Below are 14624 nucleotides of genomic sequence, written 5' to 3'. Positions count from 1 at the left end.
ATGAGTTACAGGATCGACAACTTCATCGACAGCGAAACCACAGAGAGTCGCAGCGAGCGTTTCGGCGCCATCTTCGATCCGGCCACCGGCCAGCAGCAGGGCACTGTGGCCCTCTCCACCGCCGCCGAGTGCCTCGATGCCATCGCCAGCGCCGAGCGCGCCTTCGCCGACTGGTCCCAGACCCCGCCGCTGGTGCGGGCACGAGTGATGTTCCGCTTCAAGGAGCTGATGGAGCAGCACAGGGACGAGCTGGCCCGCCTCATCAGCCGCGAGCACGGCAAGGTCTTCTCCGACGCCCAGGGGGAGCTGACCCGGGGGCTGGAGGTGGTGGAGTTTGCCTGCGGCATTCCCCATCTGCTCAAGGGGGAACACTCCCTCAACGTGGGCCGGGGGGTGGACAGCCACTCCATGATGCAGCCCGTGGGGGTGTGCGCCGGCATCACGCCGTTCAACTTCCCGGCCATGGTGCCGCTCTGGATGTTCCCGGTGGCGCTGGCCTGCGGCAACAGCTTCATCCTCAAGCCGTCCGAGAAGGATCCCTCCCTGGCCCTGCGCATGGCCGAGCTGCTCAAGCAGGCGGGTCTGCCGGACGGGGTGCTCAACGTGGTCAACGGCGACAAGGAGGTGGTGGACGTGCTGCTGACCGACCCGCGTGTACAGGCGGTGTCCTTCGTCGGCTCCACCCCCATAGCCCAGTACATCTATGCCACCGCCTCGGCCCACGGCAAGCGGGTGCAGGCCCTGGGCGGCGCCAAGAACCACATGCTGGTGATGCCGGATGCGGATCTCGATCAGGCGGTCTCCGCCCTGATGGGGGCGGCCTATGGTGCGGCCGGCGAGCGCTGCATGGCGATCTCGGTGGCCCTGGTGGTGGGCGATGCCACCGCCGATGCCCTGGTGGCCAAGCTCAAGCCGCTGGTGGAGGCGCTGCGAGTCGGGCCCGGCCTTGGTCCGATCCCGGAGAACGAGATGGGCCCCCTCATCAGTCGCGAGCACTTGGCCAAGGTGCGTGGCTACGTGGATCAGGGGGTGGCAGAGGGTGCCAGTCTGGTGGTCGATGGGCGCGGTGTCAGCCACGGTGAGGGCTACTTTATCGGCGGCAGTCTGTTCGACCGGGTCGGCCCCGAGATGCGCATCTACCGGGAGGAGATCTTCGGCCCCGTGCTCGCCATAGTGCGGGCGCCGGACTACGAGACAGCCCTGCGCCTCATCAACGAACACGAGTACGGCAACGGCACCGCCATCTTTACCTGCGACGGGGATACCGCAAGGGACTTCACCACAAGGGTTCAGGTCGGTATGGTAGGGGTGAACGTACCCATACCTGTGCCCATGGCGTTTCACAGCTTCGGTGGCTGGAAGCGGTCCATCTTCGGGCCGCTCAACATGCACGGGCCGGACGGGGTACGCTTCTATACCCGGATGAAGACGGTGACTGCACGCTGGCCCCAGAGCCTGCGGGCCGGCGCCGAGTTCTCCATGCCGACCATGAAATGATCAACATGCAGCAGCTAGCCCTGGCATGGCCCGGCGGAAGGAGTCCGCCGGCGTGTCCCGCTATCCCTGTGAAGGAGTAACAGATGCGACTGGGAATTCTCGATTGTGACCGGCTGGACCCCGACTTGGTTGGGAGTTTCGGCCCCGTTTACTCCGAGATGTTTATCAAGGGATTCCGGGCGCTGGCCCCGGCGTTGGAATACCGGGTCTGGTCGGCGCTCGATGGGGAGCTGCCGAGCGACTTGAACGAGTGCGATGCCTGGCTCATCACAGGATCGCGCCACGATGCCTACAGCGACATCCCCTGGATCCTGGCGCTGCGCGACTGGATCCGGCGGGCCCACGATGCCAACGTCAAGCTGGCCGGCATCTGCTTCGGCCATCAGGTGATCGCCCAGGCACTGGGGGGAGAGGTGGTGAAGTCCACCAAGGGCTGGGGGCTCGGCGTCTCCGTCCACCCCATGCAGGAGGCGAAACCCTGGATGCAGCCGGGGCTGGAGACCATCAGGATCCTGGCCAGTCATCAGGATCAGGTGGAGCAGCTGCCCCCGGGGGCGACCCTGCTGGCGGGCAACGATTTTTGCCCGAACTTCATGTTCCTGCAGGGGGATCACATAGTCGCCATCCAGGGTCATCCGGAGTTTTCGGTGGAATACAACCGGGCGCTGATCGAGCGGCGGCGGGATCGGCTGCCCGACGAGCACTACCAGAGCAGCCTCTCCTCCCTGGAGGGGGAAGTGGACTCGGCCACCATGATGCAGTGGTTGCTGCAGTTCCTCGGCATGCTACCGGTCGGCCCCGCAGTGCGCTGAGTGTCCGTTTGTCATATCCCCCCGGCAGATGCTAGATTTTGTAGCAAAATGAAGGATCAAGCGGTGATATGCCGAGTTCGGATGGTACACTGGCCGCCATTTGTGGCGGCCTTGTCCATCTGATGACAGCCGCGCCAGCCTGTGAGGGTGCAACCTTGAAACTACAGCAGTTGAAGTATCTGATCGCGGTGCGGGACCACAATCTCAACGTCTCCGTCGCTTCCGATGCGCTCTATACCAGCCAGCCTGGGGTGAGCAAGCAGATCGGCTTGCTGGAGAGCGAGCTGGGGGTGCGCATCTTCGAGCGTCGCGGCAAGCACCTGCACAGGATCACCCCTGTGGGGGAGGAGATCATCAAGTGCGCCGAGGCCATGCTCAACATAGAGAGCAAGATCAAGGCCATCTCCCGGGAGTACCTGGACCCGACAGTGGGCACCCTCAACATCCACACCACCCACACCATAGCCCGCTACCTGCTGCCGAAAAGCGTCACCTATTTCACCAAGAAGTACCCCAAGATCTCGTTCCACCTGCACCCCGTGATGTCGGCCACCAAGGAGCAGATCAGCAAGGGTTACTCGGATTTTTCCATCGTGGCCCACGAGATAGGCTTCGACAAGGAGCTGATCGCGCTGCCCGCCTACCTCTGGACCCTGTCGCTGGTGGTGCCGCAGGATCATCCCCTGGCCAAGGTGAAGAAACCGACTCTGGAGCAGCTCTGCCAGTACCCCATCCTCAGCTACGAGAGCGGCGCTACCGGGCGTCAGGTGCAGGACAGGGTGTTCCAGGCGGCCGGCCTCAGCCCCAACTACTACATGACTGTGATGGATGCGGGCGTCATCAAGCGCTACGTGGAGCTGGGCTTTGGCATCGGCATCATCTCATCCCTGGTGGCCAACGACCACGATGCCCCCAGCCTGGTGGCCATCAACCTGGAGCACCTGTTCGAGCCCTGCCCGGCCCAGCTCTGCTTCAGCAAGAGCATACTGCTGCAGAACTACATGTATGACTTCATCAGCTCCTTCTCCCCCCATCTCACCAAGGAGATGATCCAGAACGTGATGCAGCAGCCGACCCAGGCGCGCATCGACGAACTGCTGGTCGGGGTGGAGCTGCCCGTCTACTGAGTCGTCTTCCGTCATCGGTCCGGCGTCGCTGGATGCCGGACCCGCCCTGCCGAGGTCCCCATGTCCCGCATCCTGCTGCTTGCCAATCTCAACTGTGATCATGTGCTCTCCCTGGCCGAACCCCTGGTGGCCGGGGCGCGCCTGCAATACGTGGATCAGGGGCGCAGGCTCGGCGGCGGCGCCGCCAACACCGGCATAGGGCTGGTGTGGGCGGGGCACGAGGTCATCATTGCCTCCCGCATCGGGCTGGACGAGACCGGCGACTGGCTGCTGGAGCAAGCCACGGGCCATGGGCTGGACTGCTCCCACGTGGAGCGCTTTGGCGGCGAGACGGGGGAGCTGCTGGTGCTGGTGGACTCCACCGGGGAGCGCACCATTCTAAGGCGTCCGCGCCGCCCGGATCTGCCAGGCGACTTGCCGTTGGAGGGGGTGGATTGCCTCTACGTCAACTACCCCGGCACCGCCATCATCGGCTACATGCGCCAGATGCTTGGCAAGAGCTTCGTGGTGGCCCAGTACCCCAAGGGCGGGCAGAGCCGCCGCCCCTGTCACGTGCTGGTGGCCTCCCGCGCGGATCTCGCCGAGGTGGGCGATCCCTGGCGGCATGCCCGGGAGCTCGCTGGGGAGCAGCTCGAATGGCTGGTGCTGACCGAGGGCAAGGCGGGGGCCGTTGCCATCCACGGCGAGGAGCAGGTGCGGGTGGCGGCGCGGCCGGTGTCCGTGGTCGACACCACGGGGGCGGGGGATGCCTTCGCCGGCGGCCTTATCCACGGTCTGGCACGCGGCATGGCGATGGGGGATGCCCTGCAGTGCGCGGTGGACTGGGGCGCCTTCGCGGTCGCCTCCGAGAGTTCCATCCCTTCCCAGGCCCTGAAAACCTGGCTGAAACATCCCCACTGACAGACTCTAACCGGCCTGCTCGCCGGACTGTGGCCCCCTGCCTGCCGATGGAATTTAGCCGCCGGAAATGACCAAAACCCCGCCCCGAGCCGGCAAGTTTGCGATCAATCAAAGAAAGTGTCGATTTATGTACATCTTCGTCGACACCCGCCAGAGCTGCTCTTAACCTTGTCACTCCACGACCCGGCTGAAGAAGCGACACCTGTGCGGGCGCACGTGCAGTCTCACCTCTCTGGCCACTGGCTGTCGTCCTGATTTCTGGCTTGTAGTAAGAGGCAAGTGCGACCATGCAACTGACACGATTTACCGACTACGCCCTGCGTACCCTGACCTTTCTGGCTATCCAGCCCGGTGATCGCCTGTCGACCATCACGGAAGTGGCCGACACCTTCGCCATCTCCCGCAACCACGTGGTCAAGATAGTGCATCAGCTCGGCATCAAGGGGTACATCGAAACGGTACGTGGCAAGCATGGTGGCATCCGTCTCGGCCGCTCCGCCGTCTCCATCAACCTGCGCGATGTGGTGATGGACATGGAGCACGTGCTCTGCCCGGTGGACTGCAAGCGCGAGAACTGCCGCCTCTCCGGCGGCTGCCGCATCCAGGGGATACTGCGCCGCGCCATGAACGCCTTCCTCGAGGTGCTGGGGGAATACACCCTGGCGGATGCGGTGCGGGATCCGACCCGGCTGTGCCACCTGCTTGGCATCGAGCAGGACAATATCCTGACCATGGCCTGAGGGTCATGACGCTGAAAGGGCCCCTCGGGGCCCTTTTTGCTGTCTGGCATGAATGCCGGGGATGGATGTGAGTGCGTCGGGATGCCGGAGTCGTCAGAGCTGGGGGATCAGGGTGATGGCGCCGTGCAGGCAGGCGAGGCCGCAGGCGCCGCAACCGTCGCAGGCCGCCATGTTGACGCTCACCCCCTCGCTGCTGGCCTTGATCGCCTGCTGGGGGCAGGCATCCTCACACAGCAGGCAGTAGAAGCCTTTACGGGCCTGACAGCTCGCCTCTATCCTGACCCGGGTCTGCACCTGGCGGCCGAGCCGCAGATCCAACGCCCCGGTGGGACAGGCTCTGGCGCAGCTGCCACAGTAGCTGCACTGGCCGCAGGCGAGATCCAGCACAGGGGTGCCGGCTATGGGGGTGCCGACATATTCGGGCTGGTCGGCGGGTTTGAGCAGGCCGTTGGGGCAGGCTTTGAAGCACTCGCCGCAGCGGCGGCACAGAGCGAGGAATTGCGACTCTTCGATGGCCCAGGGCGGGCGCGCCTCGTGGCAAACCATGTCCGGTTTGCGGGAGCCCCCCAGTGCGTGCGTCAGCCAGCGACAGAAAAAATGAGTCATGCTCACCCCTATACCTATTAGGGGTTAATTTTATCCAGTTTTCCGCCGGCAAGCCAGAGAATAGCGCCGGCCAGGATCGCAAGCCGGGTTGCCCTTGTGTAAGCTAGGCGGGTCTTTTTGCGGGATCTGATGAACTCATGTGGTTATTTCTGTGGCGTGCTTCTCTGCTGTATATCTTCCCCCTGCTGATGTGGGCCTACTGCCGCATCAAGGAGATCGAGTTCACCGAGCTCGACACCGGGGTCAACAGTCACAAGTGGGTGGTGCTGGCCGCCTACCTCATCTATGTGCTGTTCTGGTTGCTGCTCAACCGTTATCTCGAACTCTTCCTGCGCCAGCGGAGCCGCCGATGATCGCCGCACGCGTTGATGTCCAGCGCTTCCTGTGTCAGCGGAGTCGGCGATGATCCCGATGACGACCTGGCTGCCTGTCTTGCTGGCGGGTCTGCTGGCCCTGCTCCTCGGCTGGCTGGCGGGGCGTCGCACGGCCCGTGAGGAGACACTGCTCACCGAGGAGCGCCATCAGGCGTTGCAGGACAGGTTCGACGAGCTGCAGGACGAGAAGATGCTGGGCCAGCAGAAGCTGGAGCAGCAGCAGGCCCTGCTGCTCAAGCTCACCGCTCGCCTCAAGGATGCCGAAGCCACACTGCGCAGCGAGCGCATTGCCAGCGCCGAGAAGCTGCAACTGCAACAGCAGGCGGAGGCCCGCCTCAGCCAGCAGTTCGAGAACCTCGCCAACCGTATCTTCGAACAAAACTCAGGTAACTTCCGCGAACTGAACCAGAACAGCCTGGATCTGCTGCTGACACCGCTCAAGGAGCAGCTCGAGGGTTTCCGTCGCCAGGTGGGGGAGACCCACGCTCAGGAGACGGCCCAGCGCCACAGCCTCAAGTTCGAGCTGGAGCGCCTCGCCGAGCTTAATGCCCGCATGACCGAAGAGGCCGCAGCCCTGACCCGGGCCCTCAAGGGGGACAGCAAGCAGCAAGGCAACTGGGGTGAGGTGGTGCTGGCCCGTATCCTCTCCGAGTGCGGCCTGCGGGAGGGCCACGAGTACCACACCCAGGTCAACATCGAGGTGGACAAGGGCAAGCGCTATCAGCCCGACGTCATCGTCCACCTGCCGCAGGACAAAGACATCATCATAGACGCCAAGGTGTCGCTGACCGCCTACGAGCGCTGGTACAACGCGGACGACGAGCTGGAGAAGGCGGTGGCGCTCAAGGAGCACGTTGCCTCGGTGCGCAACCACATCCGCGAGCTGGGCCGCAAGGATTACCAGCAACTGCCCGGGGTGCGCACCCTGGACTATGTGCTGATGTTCGTGGCGGTGGAGCCAGCCTTCCTCACCGCCCTGGAGGCCGACCCCTCCCTGGTACGTTACGGGCTGGATCACAACATACTGCTGGTGAGCCCCACCAACCTGATGGTGGCGCTGCGCACCATAGAAAACCTGTGGCGCTACGAGCGGCAGAACCAGAACTCGCGCCAGATAGCGGAGCGGGCCGGCCGCCTCTACGAGAAGCTGCGGCTCTTCGTGGAGGAGATGCAGCAGATGGGGGGCAGCCTGCACAAGGCGCAGGAGAGTTACGACAAGGCGATGGGTCGGCTGGTCAACGGCCGTGGCAACCTGATCGCCCAGGTCGAGCGTTTTCGCGAGCTGGGAGTGGAGGTCACCAAGCCCCTGCCGGAGCCCCTGGTCAACCGCGCGCTGGAGCGGGAAGACTCCGCCGACTGAAGCAAGGGCGACGGTCGAACGCAGACAAAAAGGGCAGCCCGCGGGCTGCCCTTTTTGTCATGGTGATCCGCCACTCCGGCCTCATTGGCGCCAGAACGAGGGGAAGAAGATCACCGCCACCGTCAGGATCTCGAGCCGTCCCAGCAACATGCCGAACGACAGTATCCACTTGGCCGTATCCGGCAGACTGGCGAAGTTGGTGCTGGGGCCTATGACGGGCCCCATGCCGGGGCCCACGTTGGCCACCGCCGTGATGGAGCCCGAGATGGCGGTCAGGGGATCCAGGCCTATGGCGGCGAGCAGGGCGGCGATCAGCAAGATGATGGCAAAGTAGGCCAGCACGAAGGAGATCATGGAGCGGATGATGGCGTCGTTGACCGGACGGCCGTTGTATTTCTGGGGGAAGACCCCCGAGGGGTGCATCAGCTGGCGCATCTGTTTCTTGAACAGGGCGAAGGCCACCTGTATCCGGAAGATCTTGAGCCCGCCGGCGGTAGAGCCGGAGCAGGCGCCGAGCGCCAGCAAGATGATGAAGATGATGCTGGTGAGGGGCCCCCAGGTGCCGAAGTCGCCGAGGCCATAGCCGGTGGTGGTGATCACCGAGACTATGTTGAAGCTGCTGATGCGCAGGGCATCCATAAAGCCGTAGATGTCCCGGACCCACAGATAGAAGGTAACGACGACGGTGACCCAGACCACCAGCCAGAAGAAGCCTTGGACCTGTGCATCCTTGAGCAGGCTGTTGTCACGGCGGGAGAGGGCTTGCACATAGAGCAGGAAGGGCAGGCCGCCGAGGAACATGAAGAGGGTGCCAATCCAGTGCGCCGAGTTGGAGAAGTGGGACATGGACTGATCCGAGGTGGAATAGCCCCCGGTGCTCAGCGTCGTCATAGCGTGGTTGACCGCCTCGAACAGCGTCATGCCGCTCACCCAGTAGGCGAGGAAGCAGAGCATGGAGAGCACCAGATAGACCACCACTATGTTGTTGGCCACCGTCTTGGCGCGGGGCGCGCTCTTGTCTGACCAATCCGAGCTCTCGGTCTGGAACAGTTTCATGCCGCCGACGTTGAGGTAGGGCAGCACGGCCACCGCCATCACGATAAAACCCACGCCCCCCAGCCACTGCAAAATGGAGCGCCACAGCAAGATGCTGTGGGCCATGCCGTCCAGCCCCGACAGCACTGTGGATCCCGTGGTGGTGACCCCCGACATTGTCTCGAAGTAGGCGTCGGTGAAGTCGATGTGGTTGATGAAGAAGAAAGGCAGGGCGCCGAAGATGCAGGCCACCACCCAGACCGAGGTGGTGAGCAGGAACATCTCCCGCACCCCTAGGTGAAACTCCACCTTGCGCCCATGGTGCAGGCAGAGCAGGGCGGCGCCATGGGTGATCAGCACGGACTTGAGAAACTCGACGAAGCCCTCGGAGCCGGTGAACAGCGCCAGCAGGGTGGGCAGCCACATGAAGAGGGCCAGCTTGGAGAGCACCAGCCCGAGGGTGAAGACGATGGGACGCAGCTTGATCATGCAAGATAACCTGGTCGTTGATTGAAAAAAGACCCGGACCTTCCCTCTGGGAAATGTCCGGGTCTGGATGTCGCAGCCTGTTGCATGGAGGGCTTACAGGAAGAAAGGGCTGGGCTGGAACAGGCGTTCCACTTCCGGGATGTACTTCTTGTCCACCAGGAACATCACCACGTGGTCATCCTGCTGGATCTGGGTGCGATCGTGGGCGATCAGCACCTCATCTCCCCGTACGACTGCGCCTATGGTGGTGCCCGGCGGCAGCTTGAGCTCACCCACCGTCTTGCCCACCACCTTGGAGGTGTTCTCGTCACCGTGGGCTATGGCCTCGATGGCTTCGGCCGCCCCGCGGCGCAGGCTGTAGACGTTGGCGATGTCGGCACGGCGCACGTGGGTCAGCAGGGCCGAGATGGTGGCCTGCTGGGGCGAGATGGCGATGTCGATGGAGCCGCCCTGCACCAGATCCACGTAGGCGCCGCGCTGGATCAGCACCATTGTCTTCTTGGCACCCATCTTCTTGGCGAGCAGGGCCGACATTATGTTGGCCTCGTCCTCGTTGGTCACCGCGATGAAGACGTCGATCTGATCGATGTGCTCCTCCGCCAGCAGCTCCTGATCCGCCGCGTCGCCGCAGAAGACTATGGTGTTTTCCAGGTTCTCCGAGAGCTGCTCCGCCCGCTTCTGGTTGCGCTCTATGAGCTTGACGCTGTAGCGCTTCTCCAGCTGGCGGGCGAGACCGGCACCTATGTTGCCACCCCCGACTATCATGATGCGGCGATAGGGGCTCTCGAGCCGTTGCAGCTCCGACATCACGGCCCGGATGTGGCCGGCGGCGGCGACGAAGAACACCTCGTCATCCGCCTCTATGATGGTGGTGCCTTGCGGGCGGATGGAGCGGCCCTGGCGGAAGATGGCGGCGACCCGGGTCTCTATGTTCGGCATGTGATCCCGCAGGGTGGAGAGCGCATTGCCCACCAGGGGGCCGCCGTAGTAGGCCTTGACCGCCACCAGACCCACCTTGCCACCGGCGAAGTCCACCACCTGCAGCGCACCCGGGTATTCGATCAACCGGCGCACGTAGTCTGTCACCAGCTGCTCGGGGGCGATCAGGTGATCCACCGGCACGGATTCCGGCAGGAACAGCCGATCCCGCTCCACCAGATAGGCCGGGGAGCGAATGCGCGCCACCTTGTTCGGGGTGTTGAACAGGGAGTAGGCCACCTGACAGGCGATCATGTTGGTCTCGTCACTGTTGGTGACCGCGACCAGCATGTCCGCATCTTGGGCCCCCGCCTCGCGCAGCACCCTGGGGTGGGCGCCGTGACCGTTCACCACCCGCAGGTCGAACTTGTCCTGCAGCTCCCGCAGGCGGTCGCTGTCGGTGTCGACTATGGTGATGTCGTTGTTCTCGCCGGCGAGGTTTTCCGCCAGCGTGCCACCCACCTGACCCGCACCCAGAATGATGATTTTCATATGGACATCTTACTCAAGATTGTTGCTTCGAAACGAGGCAAGCCAGCCTGCCGCCCGGACTCGACATCCCGGGGCAGGGCCTACAGCTTGATCAGCTTGGCATAATAGAAGCCGTCCATCTCCGCCTCGCCAGGCAGGAACTGGCGACCCGGGCAATCCGGGTTGTCCTGCTCGTGCAGCGGCACCAGACGGGCATCCTTGGTGTCAGCCAGGAAGGCGCGGATCTGGTCGCGGTTCTCTTCCGGCAGCACAGAGCAGGTGGCATAGAGCAGGGTGCCGCCGCTTTTGAGCTTGCCCCAGAGGGCGTTCAGAATGCGGCGCTGCAGCTCGGCCAGCTCGCGGATGTCCTGATCCCGGCGCAGCCACTTGATGTCAGGATGGCGGCGGATGACGCCGGTGGCGGAGCAGGGGGCATCCAGCAGGATGCGATCGAACTGACCCTCTGGCCACCACTGGTCCGGCGTGCTGGCATCCCCGTGGATCACCCGGGCGGTGAGGCCGATGCGATCCAGGTTCTCCTGCACCCGGGTGAGGCGGTGCTCGTCCGCATCCACGGCCACCACACCGGCGAGGGCGGGTTGCAGCTCCAGCAGGTGGGCCGTCTTGCCGCCGGGGGCGGCGCAGGCGTCCAGCACCCATTCACCAGGTTGGGGATCGAGCAGACGGGCGGCCTGCTGGGCGGCACCGTCTTGCACCGAGCAGTCACCGGTTTCGAATCCGGGCAGCTTGGTCACGTCGCAAGGGCGCTCCAGCAGGATGCAGTCCTCACCCTCTTCGCCGGCCACCGCATTGATGCCCACTTCGGCCATGCGGGCCAGCATCTGCTCGCGGCTCTGGCGCTGGCTGTTGTTGCGGATCCACATGGGGGGACGCTGGTTGTTGGCCTCCATGATGAATTCCCAATCCTCCGGATAGGCCTGACGCAGGCGCTTGGTGAGCCACTCGGGGTGACCGAGGCGGATGCTGGGCACCCGGTCGATGCGCAGCAGTATGACTTCGGCGCTGCGCTGGAAGTTGCGCAGCACGCCGTTGATGAGGCCGCGCAGTGAGGTGCCCTTGAGCAGCTTGACCGCATTGACGGTCTCGGCCACGGCGGCATGAGCCGGAATGCGGGTGTAGATGAGCTGATAGAGACCGACCAGGATCAGATAGTGGAAGATGCGGCTCTTGTTCTTGAGCGGCTTGTCCATCATCTCGCTCACCGCCGCGTCGAGGCGGGGCAGCCAGCGCAGGGTGCCGTAGCAGAGTTCTTGCAGGAGGGCGCGATCGCGAGGCGCCACCTTCTCCTGGGCAGCAGGCAGAACAGCGGAGAGGGATTGGCCCTGATCCAGCACCTGTTGAATAACGAGAGCGGCCTGTGCACGTGTTTTCATAGAGTTACCTTAGATGCGCAAGTCGGGGCCTGGGCCCCGCTTGTGTCAATTCAATCCAGTTCAATGCAATTGCGTGCCGGGTTCAAACCAGTCGCGGCGAGAGTTGAGCAGATCCGGGACGGACATGGCCTTCTTGCCGGGCGGTTGCAGGGTCAGCAGTCGCAGCACCCCCTTGCCGGTGGCGACGTCGATCCCCTGCTTGTCGGCCTTGAGCAGGGTACCGGCGGGTTGGCCATGGTCGCTGTCGATGACCTCGGCCTGCCACACCTTGATGGTCTGCTCCGCGGCCTCGAACCAGCTGATGGGCCAGGGGTTGAAGGCGCGAATGCAGCGCTCGATGGCGACGGCCTCCATGGACCAGTCGATGCGCGCCTCTTCCTTGGAGAGCTTCTGGGCATAGTTGGCCAGCGCATCGTCCTGCGCCTCGGCGGTAGTTTCACCGGCGGCCATGGCGTTAAGGGTGTCGACCAGCGCCTGCGGTCCTAGCTCTGCCAGCTTGTCATAGAGGCTGGCGGAGGTCTCATCAAAGGCGATGGGGCAGCTCACCTTGCGGATCATGGCGCCGGTATCCAGCCCCACATCCATCTGCATTATGGTGACGCCGGTTTCGGCATCTCCCGCCCAGATGGCGCGCTGTATGGGGGCGGCACCGCGCCAGCGTGGCAGCAGGGAGCCGTGCACGTTGAGGCAGCCGAGGCGCGGGGTGTCGAGCACCGCCTTGGGCAGGATCAGGCCGTAGGCCACCACCACCATGAGATCTGCGCCAAGGGCGGCCAGCTCGGCCTGTGCGGCTTCATTGCGCAGGGATGCCGGCTGGTAGACCGGCAGATCGTGGGCCAGCGCCAGCTCCTTGACCGGGCTGGCGGTCAGTTTCTGGCCGCGGCCCGCCGGCTTGTCGGGCTGGGTGTAAACGGCGACGACCTCATGGTCGGAAGACAACAACGCCGCCAGATGACGGGCGGCGAAGTCGGGGGTACCGGCAAAAATCAGTTTCAGCTTATTCAATGGGGCAGATCCTCAGAGGACTTTGCGATCTTCACGGGCCATTTTTTCCAGCTTCTGACGGATGCGCTGGCGCTTGAGCGGGGACAAGTAATCCACAAACAGCTTGCCGACCAGATGATCCATCTCATGCTGTATACAGATAGCGAGCAGATCGTCGGCTTCCAGCTCGAATGGCTTGCCGTGGCGATCCAGCGCCCGGACCTTGACCCACTCGGCACGCGGTACCAGAGCGCGGCTGCCGGGGACCGAGAGGCAACCCTCTTCGATGCCAGTGCTGCCTGACTGCTCAAGGATCTCCGGGTTGATCAGCACCAGCTGATCTTCACGGTCTTCAGAGACGTCGATGACGATGATGCGCTGATGAATGTCGACCTGAGTCGCGGCCAGGCCTATGCCTTCCTCCGCGTACATGGTTTCGAACATATCATCTACAATCTGTTGTAACTCGGGTGTAATGGTCTCGACAGGGGCTGCGACTGTGCGCAGGCGCTCATCGGGGAAACGCAATACATCTAGAATGGCCATAGTTTTTTCTTTAGTTTCATATAAACGCAGTCAATATTGACGTAATTCTAGTCATTTACGTCGACAAAAAACAGCAACACTTTGCGTGCAGAAGTAACAGGGAGTGTTATGCATCTGAAGCAAATCATCCTCGCCTGTCTGGCGACAGCCCTGGCCAATGGTGCCATGGCACAGCAGTTGACGCTGAAATCCGGTTATCCCGAGAGTTATGTGGTGCAGAAGGGGGATACCCTCTGGGATATCTCGGGCCAGTATCTGGCCGAACCCTGGCTCTGGCCACGTCTCTGGAACATCAATCCCCAGATCGCCAATCCACACTGGATTTACCCCGGTGACATGCTGCAGCTGAGCTGGGTCAATGGTGAGCCGCGTCTGGGCAAGGCCAGCCAGGGCGGCAAACAGGTCATTCACCTGTCTCCCAAGAACCGCTACGAGAACAAGGCCAACCCCATTCCGACCCTGCCCCTCAGCGAGATAGTGCCCTTCCTGCAAACCGATCACATTCTGGCCGACAGCCAGCAGAGCAAGGATCTGCCCTATGTGCTTGGCAATAACGACAAGCATATCGGCATGCTGGAGGGGGACACCCTCTATGTGCAGGGGGCGCTGAATCCGGGTCAGAGTTATGGCATCTATCACCCCGGGGTGGTCTACAAGGATCGCGAAACCGGTGAACTGCTGGGCCAGGAGGCGATTTTTGGTGTGGTGCGGGCCGTGGCGTCTTGATGGCGACCGGACCAAGGTGACTCTGACTCACAACCAGCGCGAAGTGCTGCAGGGCGACAAGGTGATGCCGCTGCCCGCTCAGGAGAACATGCCCGCCGTCTTCATGCCGAAAGCGGCACCTGCCATCACGCCGGGCTATATCATCGAGCTGCCGAACAAGACCCGGGGGGTGGCAAGTTTGATGTGGTCCTGATCAACAAGGGGCAGCCGGATCAATTGGTCGCCGGGGATGTGCTGGATGTCAGCGTCCGGGAGCCGCGATGGTGACCAAGAATGGCGATGTACAGTACAAGGAGCTTCGTCGGTCTTTAACAAGGTGTTCCAGCAGCTGGCAAGTCGGCACCACTGCCCTCCGAAGCGATTGCCCGTGTCATGTTGTTCAAGGTGTATGACAAGCTGAGTTATGGTCTCATCATGCAGAGTAACGACATGGTGAGTCGGGTTATCAGGTCACTCACTTCTGACGTGAACACTTCCACGCGCGTCTGGCGCTGTGGCTGACGCTGGATGCGGTCACCGGTATAGGCCCGGTGACCGCTGCACGTCTGCTTGGAGCGGGCCGGAGGAAGTATTGATGCCCTGTTT

The 14624-nt window shown here is 63.1% G+C and carries 13 protein-coding genes and 1 pseudogene; 8 read left to right on the top strand and 6 right to left on the bottom strand.

Annotation, left to right across the window (positions count from 1 at the left end; translation table 11 throughout):
- The 5 genes from ACF2JD_RS17525 to ACF2JD_RS17505 all read left to right on the top strand — a co-directional run bounded on the left by ACF2JD_RS17525 (position 1) and on the right by ACF2JD_RS17505 (position 5076).
- Entirely contained in the window at positions 1–1497 is a 1497-nt protein-coding gene (locus tag ACF2JD_RS17525; RefSeq protein ID WP_440987865.1) for a CoA-acylating methylmalonate-semialdehyde dehydrogenase, read from the top strand.
- A gap of 83 nt (positions 1498–1580) precedes the next feature.
- Positions 1581–2309: a glutamine amidotransferase-related protein gene (locus tag ACF2JD_RS17520; RefSeq protein WP_042650122.1), complete on the top strand. Its 729-nt coding sequence runs from the start codon at positions 1581–1583 to the stop codon at positions 2307–2309.
- A gap of 155 nt (positions 2310–2464) precedes the next feature.
- A complete protein-coding gene (locus tag ACF2JD_RS17515; protein WP_025325328.1) occupies positions 2465–3436 on the top strand; it encodes a LysR substrate-binding domain-containing protein in 972 nt (323 codons plus the stop codon).
- A gap of 60 nt (positions 3437–3496) precedes the next feature.
- Positions 3497–4336 carry a PfkB family carbohydrate kinase gene (locus ACF2JD_RS17510; RefSeq protein WP_408782227.1) on the top strand — a complete coding sequence of 280 codons (840 nt, stop codon included), beginning with the start codon at positions 3497–3499 and terminating at the stop codon, positions 4334–4336.
- A 287-nt stretch (positions 4337–4623) separates the two neighbouring features.
- A complete protein-coding gene (locus ACF2JD_RS17505) occupies positions 4624–5076 on the top strand; it encodes an Rrf2 family transcriptional regulator (RefSeq protein WP_005326180.1) in 453 nt (150 codons plus the stop codon).
- Between the two features lie 93 nt (positions 5077–5169).
- Here ACF2JD_RS17505 and ACF2JD_RS17500 read toward each other — a convergent pair whose 3' ends face one another.
- The gene (locus ACF2JD_RS17500) at positions 5170–5682 is read right to left on the bottom strand and encodes a ferredoxin-type protein NapF (protein WP_234691248.1); all 513 of its coding nucleotides are present in this window, start codon (positions 5680–5682) and stop codon (positions 5170–5172) included.
- Positions 5683–5819: 137 nt separating this feature from the next.
- Here ACF2JD_RS17500 and ACF2JD_RS17495 point away from each other — a divergent pair, with 137 nt between their 5' ends.
- Together ACF2JD_RS17495 and rmuC are read left to right on the top strand one after the other, a co-directional pair.
- Complete coding sequence (locus ACF2JD_RS17495) at positions 5820–6035, top strand: hypothetical protein (RefSeq protein ID WP_025325331.1); 216 nt, start codon at positions 5820–5822, stop codon at positions 6033–6035.
- A 49-nt stretch (positions 6036–6084) separates the two neighbouring features.
- A complete protein-coding gene (gene rmuC / locus ACF2JD_RS17490) occupies positions 6085–7416 on the top strand; it encodes a DNA recombination protein RmuC (RefSeq protein WP_111911662.1) in 1332 nt (443 codons plus the stop codon).
- An 81-nt stretch (positions 7417–7497) separates the two neighbouring features.
- Here rmuC and ACF2JD_RS17485 read toward each other — a convergent pair whose 3' ends face one another.
- The 5 genes from ACF2JD_RS17485 to def all read right to left on the bottom strand — a co-directional run bounded on the left by ACF2JD_RS17485 (position 7498) and on the right by def (position 13313).
- A complete protein-coding gene (locus ACF2JD_RS17485) occupies positions 7498–8940 on the bottom strand; it encodes a TrkH family potassium uptake protein (RefSeq protein ID WP_106885271.1) in 1443 nt (480 codons plus the stop codon).
- Between the two features lie 93 nt (positions 8941–9033).
- On the bottom strand, positions 9034–10410 hold the full coding sequence (gene trkA, locus ACF2JD_RS17480; RefSeq protein ID WP_025325334.1) for a Trk system potassium transporter TrkA: 1377 nt from the start codon (positions 10408–10410) through the stop codon (positions 9034–9036).
- Positions 10411–10490: 80 nt separating this feature from the next.
- Positions 10491–11783, bottom strand: coding sequence for a 16S rRNA (cytosine(967)-C(5))-methyltransferase RsmB (gene rsmB, locus ACF2JD_RS17475; protein WP_440987864.1), 1293 nt, complete (start codon positions 11781–11783; stop codon positions 10491–10493).
- Positions 11784–11843: 60 nt separating this feature from the next.
- Complete coding sequence (gene fmt / locus ACF2JD_RS17470) at positions 11844–12788, bottom strand: methionyl-tRNA formyltransferase (RefSeq protein WP_440987863.1); 945 nt, start codon at positions 12786–12788, stop codon at positions 11844–11846.
- A gap of 12 nt (positions 12789–12800) precedes the next feature.
- Complete coding sequence (gene def / locus ACF2JD_RS17465; RefSeq protein ID WP_025325337.1) at positions 12801–13313, bottom strand: peptide deformylase; 513 nt, start codon at positions 13311–13313, stop codon at positions 12801–12803.
- Between the two features lie 108 nt (positions 13314–13421).
- On the opposite strand from def, the pseudogene ACF2JD_RS17460 reads away from it, so the two are divergent.
- Positions 13422–14503: pseudogene (locus tag ACF2JD_RS17460) on the top strand (LysM peptidoglycan-binding domain-containing protein).
- Positions 14504–14624: the final 121 nt, after the last annotated feature.

It is taken from the genome of Aeromonas ichthyocola, from assembly GCF_046087985.1.
Taxonomy (GTDB): domain Bacteria; phylum Pseudomonadota; class Gammaproteobacteria; order Enterobacterales; family Aeromonadaceae; genus Aeromonas; species Aeromonas rivipollensis.
This window is presented reverse-complemented; position numbering and strand designations above follow the sequence as displayed.